This is a genomic window from Anaeromicrobium sediminis (assembly GCF_002270055.1).
Classification (GTDB): Bacteria; Bacillota; Clostridia; order Peptostreptococcales; family Thermotaleaceae; genus Anaeromicrobium; species Anaeromicrobium sediminis.
This window is the reverse complement of sequence record NZ_NIBG01000043.1, coordinates 1-8,055: the sequence shown is the minus strand read 5'-3', so window position 1 is coordinate 8,055 and position 8,055 is coordinate 1. Positions and strand designations below refer to the sequence as shown.

Here is an 8,055-nt window from a genome sequence, read left to right as displayed (position 1 = left end):
GACTGCTCTATTACAAAATTAACGTCACCTTAATNACAAAATTAACGTCACCTTAATATAAAGGTTATTTATTAAGCTGGCTTAAATTCTTATACTGTTTAGTTTTCAAAGTTCAATTTATTGTGCCGTCTTGTTTTGACGACTTGACTATCTTAGCATTTATATCGAAGACTGTCAAACATTTTTTCGAGAAAATTTATTGACTGTCTTAGCGACAAGATATATAATATCACATTAAAAAGGTTGTGTCAATACTTTTTGAGATGTTTTCTTGATCCACTTAGCAATCTTATACCCCTATACTTGATAAATAAGCAAATCTTCTCCTAACAAACACTCTTGAGTGCTTGTTAAATAATGTTACAACATTATTTAACTACTTAATACATAGTATGATATAATGATTGAGAATTATATAATAGAGAACAAAAGGAAATTGTAATTCGAAAGGTTGATAAAATGAATAATTATAAAATGATAGTTGCATATGATGGTAGACGATACAAGGGTTGGAAACGTGAAACGGGAGATAGTGCTGATAAATCAATACAGGGCAAACTAGAAGGAATTTTATCAAAACTGTATAAGAGAAATATAGAAGTTATAGGAGCTGTAAATACTGATGCTGGTGTTCATGCATTAGGTCAGGTTGCAAATTTTAAAGCACCGGATATTGGACTAAATGAAAAAGAAATACACCAGTATATTGAAGAGTACCTTACAGAAGATATTGTTGTGAAATCTCTTGAAAAAGTTAATGAAAGATTTCATAGTAGGTTAAAAATTAAAGAAATAACTTATCAGTACAGACTTTGGAAAAAGGACTCTAAGGATATTTTATTATTTGAGAGATATCAAACTTATAAATTAAAAGAAATATTAAATATAAATGATATGCAAGTTGGAGCAGAAAAATTAGTTGGAAAACATGATTTTGCCGCATTTACAAATAAGGGTAAAAACAAAAACACTATCAAAGAATTAATTGACGTTAATATTGAAGAAACGGATAATGAAATACTCATTAATATTACTGGAAATAGTTTTTTAGTAAACATGGAGCGATTTATCGTTGGTACCTTAATACAAATTGGCTCAGGTCAGAAAAAGGTCAGATCAATTGATAATGCATTTAGCACTTTAGAAAAAGAGTATGTTGGACATAAGGCAATGGCCCATTCTCTATGCCTAATGAAAGTTTTATACTAATAGATGAGTATTTAAATACTAGCAAAATAATTATGCTTCTTTAGGCTATTTTCCCTAAAGAAGCATATAGATATAAACTGTATATATGAATTAACCCTATTATTTATTGTTAATCTCTCTTTTGGCACTAATCAATTCTTTAAATTCTTCATCTAATTCCTTATATCTATCCAAGTCAGGAGTTAAAGAACTAATTTCTCCAAGAATGGCAGTTATCCTATTTTCTAAAATCATAAGTTGTTCCTCTTTTGATTTTTTTTCTTTATTGTCCACACTTCCTTCTTTCATATCCATATACTCTTTAAAGGAATATTCATATCTCTTAATTGCCTTATTCTCAAATATTAAAATCTTGTCACACAGTTTTTCTAAAAGATATCTATCATGGGATACTAAAATTATAGTTCCTTCATATTCTTTTAAAGTCTTTTCGAGCATTTCCCTACTGTGAAGATCAAGATGATTTGTAGGTTCATCAAGTATAAGAACATTATTCTCCATCATAATCATGTAAGCCACCTTTAGTCTTGTTCTTTCTCCAAGGCTAAGTGTATCAACTTTCTTATGAATCATACTCTTTGAAAATCCCATATTTGTTAATAGAGTTTGAAGTATCCCTCTTCTTTTATAATTTTCTATTCCAAAAGTTTCAAGGACAGTCTTATCCCCATCAAGAGTCATAACATCTTGACTTAAATAGGCTACTTTTCCTGAGGGGCTAAGGTATAGATTTCCCTCATCCATATATAATTCTTTTAGTATTGCCTTTATGAAAGTAGTTTTACCACATCCATTCTTTCCAAATAATCCAATCTTTTCTCCTTTTTTAATATAGAATGAACTATCTTCAAATAACTTCTTATTGCTAAAACTCTTTGATATTTTCCTTGCCTCAAGTATTCTGTCTCCACCTCTATCACTACTAACAAAGTTGAATTTTATATTTTGCTCATCTTTAGGTTTTTTTACTCCTTCAACTTCTATTTTTTCAAGTCTTTTGATTCTTGACTTTACTTGCTTATCCTTCTTCTTGACTCTAACTCTGTATCCTTCTTTGAACCCATCCTTCTTAGTTGATTCCCTATGGCCTTTTTCAGACCATTTCTTTAATTGTTTTATATCACTTTGTATTTTACCCTTGTATTTCTCTTGTACTTCATACTCATGTAATTGACTCTCATATCTTCTTCTCTTCTCATGACGATAAAGGGTATAGTTCCCCTTATAAGAATGAGCTACCCCATCTTCAATTTCAATAATCCTATTAACACACTTATCCATAAAATAACGGTCATGCGATATGACTAGTATAGTTCCTCTATATTTCTCAATCTCACTAATCAACCATCTAATACCTTCGTAATCCATATGATTTGTTGGTTCATCAAGAATAAGAAGTTGTGGTTTTTCAGCCCATATTCTAGCAATTGCAAGTTTTGTTTTCTCCCCTCCACTAAGTTTACTAAGTCTTGAATTATTCCAATCATCTATCTTATGAATTCCCAGTTCCTTAGATGTTTGAAAAAACTCCCTTATTTCCTCCTTATCACCTTCAATCATATTTTGAAATTCTCCTTGTGTGTAGTAGGTAGATTGATGAAGATATCCGATTTTTACATCTTTGTAATGCCACAATATAGATCCTCCATCGGCTTTTATTGCCTTAGCAATAATGTTTCCTAGAGTTGTCTTACCAGCTCCATTATTACCAACAATCCCTATTCTATCTCCAATCTCCACATGAAAACTGATATCTTTTAAAACAACTTTATCTCCAAACTCTTTCTTTATATTTAAACATTTAAATAATAAACCCATAGTATCTCCTCCTATTGCACTTCATTCTTATAGAATTTAACTTTGATCTCTAGGCGGTACACTATTATAGCTAAAACTTCTAAATAAAAAAGGCTGTAAGTTGAACTAGGTCAACTTACAGCCTACAATATTCTCACACTGAAAAATCATATATTTTTCAGTGATAAAATGAAAGAATCTAATTTTATCACAGAAATATAAATAATCCTTCTGAAATTTAATGTAGTCTATATTTAAAGAATAAGCATTTATAAAATACTTTCAAAATAAGTTAAACAATGTTCTTAGCTATAATGTGTACTAAAATATGCTCACTCAATCTGACATAGCCCATTTTCACAGTTATGCCTATTAGTAATACATACCTTTCACACAATATTCAATTAGAATCTTATCTAGCTAAAAACGTATTATTCATCTTATTCTCCTTTTCTTATCTTTTTATTATTATAGTAAACATATTAGCAATTTCGTTACAATATGTCAACGGCTATATGGAAATTTTTTACTAATTTATAGTAAAATCCATAATGAATAGTGGAACGTGAAATTCTTTTAATATTATTCAAAAAATACTTTTGGATATTCAATTATGCCATTTTCACATTCTGAAAAAGCATCTTTTTCTAATTCTAATCCCATGAGCACATTTTCAGGCACATCAAATGCTGCTCTTATTTTCCAATTTTTCATAGGTCTAAATCCAAATTTAGGATAATATTTTTCATGTCCAACAACTATTACTGATTTATATCCAAGTTCCTTTGCCCTATTTAATACATCTTTAATTAAAGTCTTCCCTACTCCTTTGTTTTGATATTCTGGTAAAACGGAAATGGGAGCAAGTGCTAATGATTCAATTGAATTGTTATCATTATTTATTTTTATCTTAGATAATAATATGTGTCCCACTATTTCATCGTCCATTTCAGCCACCAAAGACAATTCTGGAATGAAATATTTACTTTTCCTTAATCTACGAACAAGTAAAGCTTCATTGTTATTACTAAATTCCATACCTTTGAATGCTTTTTCTGTCAACTCTTCTGTTATTATATAATCTTTATTTAGCTCTTGCCTTATATAAATATTCATTTTAAATTCCCTTCCTAACATTAATTTTTAGTTATGTTTAACCAGGGAAGTATATAAAGTTAACCTTCCTTTATAATCATTATAAATATATAATTCATTTATTTCATGGGATTTTTTATTTTTATATAAACTTTCTCAGCAATACTAAAGAAACAATTCCTAACACAATACTAAATGCCGAATTTTTACTTAACAAAACGGAAATAATTGTAATCCCACTGGCACCTATATATGGATTGGTTATGGCCATATCCAGATTGCCACTCGGAGCGAATACCCCTGGGAATATTAGTGCTGCTAAAATTGATGCAGGTATATACTTTAAAGAACGATTTAAAACTTTTGAAATATTTTTATTGTTAAAAAATACAAGAAAGCTTACTCTTGTAATATAAGTAACAATTCCCATTAATACTATTAAAATTATGTATTCTAATCTCATTTTATAATCCCCTTACATATTAATTCTACTCATCATCTTTCATTTCAAGGATAGTACCTAATGAAGCTCCTATAATTGTAGCTACAATAATATACCACTTTCCTGGTATAAAAAAATATGCTCCCACTGCACAAATTCCTGAAACTAAAAATACAGTAAACATATTAAAGGATTTAATCTGAGGTATAATAATACTTAAAAAAGTAGCTGGCATTGCAAAATCCAATCCCCAAGATAAAGGATCTTTTATTGAGTGTCCCAATAAGGCTCCTATAATGGAACTACCCATCCAAAAGATATACAACCCCACTTCAGATCCCAACATAAAGTAAGGATTACCTTCATCAACACCCTTATCTTGATAATAACTAATTGTACAGGCATAACCCTCATCAGTCATTCCAAAGGAAAGTAAATATAACCATCTTAATTTTAAATTCTTAAAATACGGTGATAAGGATAAGCCCATTAATAGATGGCGTAAATTTATTAATAGAGTAGAAATAACAATATAAGTAAAACCAACACCTTCACTTATCATACCAATAGCCATAAATTGTGCCGAACCCGCAAACACTATCATTGACATAAGAGTAGTTTCCAAAACAGATAAATGCGCTTGAGATGCCATGATTCCATAAGCTAAGCCAAAGGGCATTACACCAATCATAAATGGTATAGTCTTTTTAATTCCCAAAAGAAATTCTTCTCTTTCCCTAGAAACCATTGATTTAAGTTCCATATTTTCACCTCCTTAATTATTAGATAGTACCAACTATCTCTAATGAAAATTCCTTCTAAAGGATACATAAGCCATTTTTCTAACTGCTTTTATCACCATTTAGAGCAAATTTAACAGCAGCAGTTCCATGTATTGTTGTAGTATCAAATACTGGAATATTCACATCTTCTTTCTTTATCAATAAAGGAATTTCTGTACATCCTAAAATAACACCTTCTGCTCCCTCTTTGGCTAGTTTATTTATTATTTCTATGTACTTTTTCTTAGAATATTCCCTTATCTCTCCAAGACATAATTCATTATAAATAACATTATGAACTACTTCCCTATCCCTTTCATTAGGAATGACTACCTGAATATTATATTTGTCATTTAATCTCTTCTTATAAAAATCACCTTCCATAGTAAATTTAGTTCCTAGTAAACCAACTTTTTTGATTCCCTTTTTAATGATTTTCTCTCCAGCTGCATCTGCTATATGTAAAACTTTAATTCCCACTTCCCTTTCAATATGATCAGCCATTTTATGCATGGTATTAGTACAAATCACAATAAAATCTGCACCAGCCCTTTTTAATCTAGATGCCACATCAATCATCTTTTTAGCTAAATCTTCCCATCTATGTTCATGCTGTAATCTTTCTATTTCTTGAAAATCAACGGAATACATTATGCACTCAGCAGAATGAAGTTGTCCTAATTTATTTTTAACTTCCTCATTTAAAATCCTATAGTACTCCAATGATGACTCCCAACTCATGCCACCTATTAATCCTATTTTTTTCATTATAACCCCTCCACAAGTAACTTTATAATCCCTTAACTTTTTTCCATTATTATTAATAATTTACTTAAGTTCTAAATATTCCGTCAAATTAGATTTTAATATTTTCTCTAATTTAGATCTATATTAACATCCCTTTTAAAATTATGTAGACGATCATATTTCTATTCCCACTATCTTACCTGCCTAATACTATCTTTTAACCTTTTTATTCTCTCAACAATTTCCTCTCTTCTAGGGTAAGTAAAATTCAATCTAATATAATTATTATTTTCTCCCAACTTATTATAAAAAAGCTGCCCTGGCATATAGTTCACTCCATTTTCAACGGACCTTCTTATAAGAGAATTAGAATTTAGCTTATTAGAGACTTTATACCAAATATAATATCCTCCCTTAGGTAGTTCAAAGGAACATTCCTTCAAAGAATCCATTTGTAACTCCATAGCCATTAAATTTCTTTTAAATAAATATTCTTTTTTTACTCTTTTAACATGCTTTTCATAATACCCATCTTTCAAGAATTCATACATAGTATGTTGGCTTAAAGTATTTACATGTAAATCTGTTATCTGCTTTAGAGAACTAAGTTTATTTATAACCTTCTCTGGTGCAACTATCCATCCTACTCTCAATCCTAGGGCAATAACCTTTGAAAAGGTAGATAAATAAAGAACTTGATTGTTTCTATCTAACGCCTTTAGGGTTGGAAAATCCTCACCTTCATACCTTAACTCCCCATAGGGATCATCCTCAATTATAGGCACATTATATTTTGAAGATATATTTAAAAGTTCATGTCTTCTTTCCATACTCATAGTTATTCCTGTAGGATTTTGAAAGGTTGGAATTGTATAAATGCACTTAGGGTTATGCTTATCTATCAAATACTTTAATATATCCGTTCTCATTCCATCATTATCTATAGGAACACCTATAACCTTTGCACCTATAGTCTTAAAAAGCTGAAGTGCTGCAAAGAAAGTAGGTTCTTCTACTAAAACTACATCTCCTGAATTTATAAATGTTCTAACTATAAGATCTAAACCCTGTTGGGAACCTGATGAAATCATTATTTCCTTAGGTGATGCTTTGATTCCTCTATTTAATAGTAAATTGCTAATTTCATTTTTAAGTGGCATATATCCATCTACTGGACTATGTAAGAATACCTTTTCCATATCATTTTCCACTAGGTTCATATGAATTTTTTTTAATTCTTCTTCAGGAAATGAATCTGGACATGGAATTCCTCCAGAAAGGGAAATTATTCTTTGACCATGATCAGTTTTCATAATCTTACTAATACTATCCCCATAATTTTGCTTTGAACTTTCACTATATATTTCATCCCAATAAAATCTATTAATAAAGTTATGTAATTTCTCATTATTTTCTATCTCATCAGTGTATACAACATAAGTACCTTTACCTACTTCTGAGGCGATCAACCCTTCTGACTTTAATTCTTGATAGGCCTTTATTATTGTACTTCTATTAACCTTAATCATATCCGAAAGTTCTCTCTCGGAAGGAAGTATATAGTTCTGAGGAAATACTTTAGAATATATTTTATCTCTTATTTGGTTTTTAATTTGTATATACAAAGCTATTTTACTATCTCTATCTACCTTAATCCTCATCCAATCACTCTCTTTAACAAATTTGTTAAGCCTATTATACCAGTTTCAATTTAAATGAAAACTACCAAAAACTTTTTTTGGGACCCATCCAATTTTTTAATACTAATTATATATTAATTTTGAACAATAAAAAAGGCGTACTTCGTACGCTTCGCTAGGAAACCCTATGGTTTCCTTCGACGATTGCTATCGCAACCTGAGCACCTTCCTTTAAAGAGGTAGGGGAATTCTTCCCCTACACCCCCTTACTTTTTTTACTTGTTCACAGATCGGAAAATTTATAATTTCTTTATAAGCAAAAAAAGACAAAGGATAAAATCCT

7 protein-coding genes are annotated in these 8,055 nt (G+C 29.9%); 1 reads left to right on the top strand and 6 read right to left on the bottom strand.

The genetic code is table 11. The features are described from left to right. Positions 1 to 459: 459 nt before the first annotated feature. A complete protein-coding gene (gene truA / locus CCE28_RS21530; RefSeq protein ID WP_095136270.1) occupies positions 460 to 1,209 on the top strand; it encodes a tRNA pseudouridine(38-40) synthase TruA in 750 nt (249 codons plus the stop codon). A 99-nt stretch (positions 1,210 to 1,308) separates the two neighbouring features. Here truA and abc-f read toward each other — a convergent pair whose 3' ends face one another. The 6 genes from abc-f to pdxR form a co-directional block, all read right to left on the bottom strand. After that, positions 1,309 to 3,027: a ribosomal protection-like ABC-F family protein gene (gene abc-f / locus CCE28_RS21525; RefSeq protein WP_095136268.1), complete on the bottom strand. Its 1,719-nt coding sequence runs from the start codon at positions 3,025 to 3,027 to the stop codon at positions 1,309 to 1,311. Positions 3,028 to 3,588: 561 nt separating this feature from the next. Beyond that, on the bottom strand, positions 3,589 to 4,122 hold the full coding sequence (locus CCE28_RS21520) for a GNAT family N-acetyltransferase (protein WP_095136266.1): 534 nt from the start codon (positions 4,120 to 4,122) through the stop codon (positions 3,589 to 3,591). Positions 4,123 to 4,243: 121 nt separating this feature from the next. Next, entirely contained in the window at positions 4,244 to 4,564 is a 321-nt protein-coding gene (locus CCE28_RS21515) for an AzlD domain-containing protein (RefSeq protein WP_095136264.1), read from the bottom strand. A gap of 25 nt (positions 4,565 to 4,589) precedes the next feature. After that, the gene (locus CCE28_RS21510) at positions 4,590 to 5,306 is read right to left on the bottom strand and encodes an AzlC family ABC transporter permease (protein WP_207652951.1); all 717 of its coding nucleotides are present in this window, start codon (positions 5,304 to 5,306) and stop codon (positions 4,590 to 4,592) included. A 79-nt stretch (positions 5,307 to 5,385) separates the two neighbouring features. Then, entirely contained in the window at positions 5,386 to 6,093 is a 708-nt protein-coding gene (locus CCE28_RS21505) for an aspartate/glutamate racemase family protein (protein WP_095136262.1), read from the bottom strand. A gap of 170 nt (positions 6,094 to 6,263) precedes the next feature. Further along, entirely contained in the window at positions 6,264 to 7,733 is a 1,470-nt protein-coding gene (gene pdxR, locus CCE28_RS21500; protein ID WP_095136260.1) for a MocR-like pyridoxine biosynthesis transcription factor PdxR, read from the bottom strand. Positions 7,734 to 8,055: the final 322 nt, after the last annotated feature.

Coding starts and splice junctions, on each gene's coding strand:
- truA (WP_095136270.1), top strand. CDS start 460: ATGAATAATTATAAAATGATAGTTGCATATGATGGTAGACGATACAAG.
- abc-f (WP_095136268.1), bottom strand. CDS start 3,027: ATGGGTTTATTATTTAAATGTTTAAATATAAAGAAAGAGTTTGGAGAT.
- CCE28_RS21520 (WP_095136266.1), bottom strand. CDS start 4,122: ATGAATATTTATATAAGGCAAGAGCTAAATAAAGATTATATAATAACA.
- CCE28_RS21515 (WP_095136264.1), bottom strand. CDS start 4,564: ATGAGATTAGAATACATAATTTTAATAGTATTAATGGGAATTGTTACT.
- CCE28_RS21510 (WP_207652951.1), bottom strand. CDS start 5,306: ATGGAACTTAAATCAATGGTTTCTAGGGAAAGAGAAGAATTTCTTTTG.
- CCE28_RS21505 (WP_095136262.1), bottom strand. CDS start 6,093: ATGAAAAAAATAGGATTAATAGGTGGCATGAGTTGGGAGTCATCATTG.
- pdxR (WP_095136260.1), bottom strand. CDS start 7,733: ATGAGGATTAAGGTAGATAGAGATAGTAAAATAGCTTTGTATATACAA.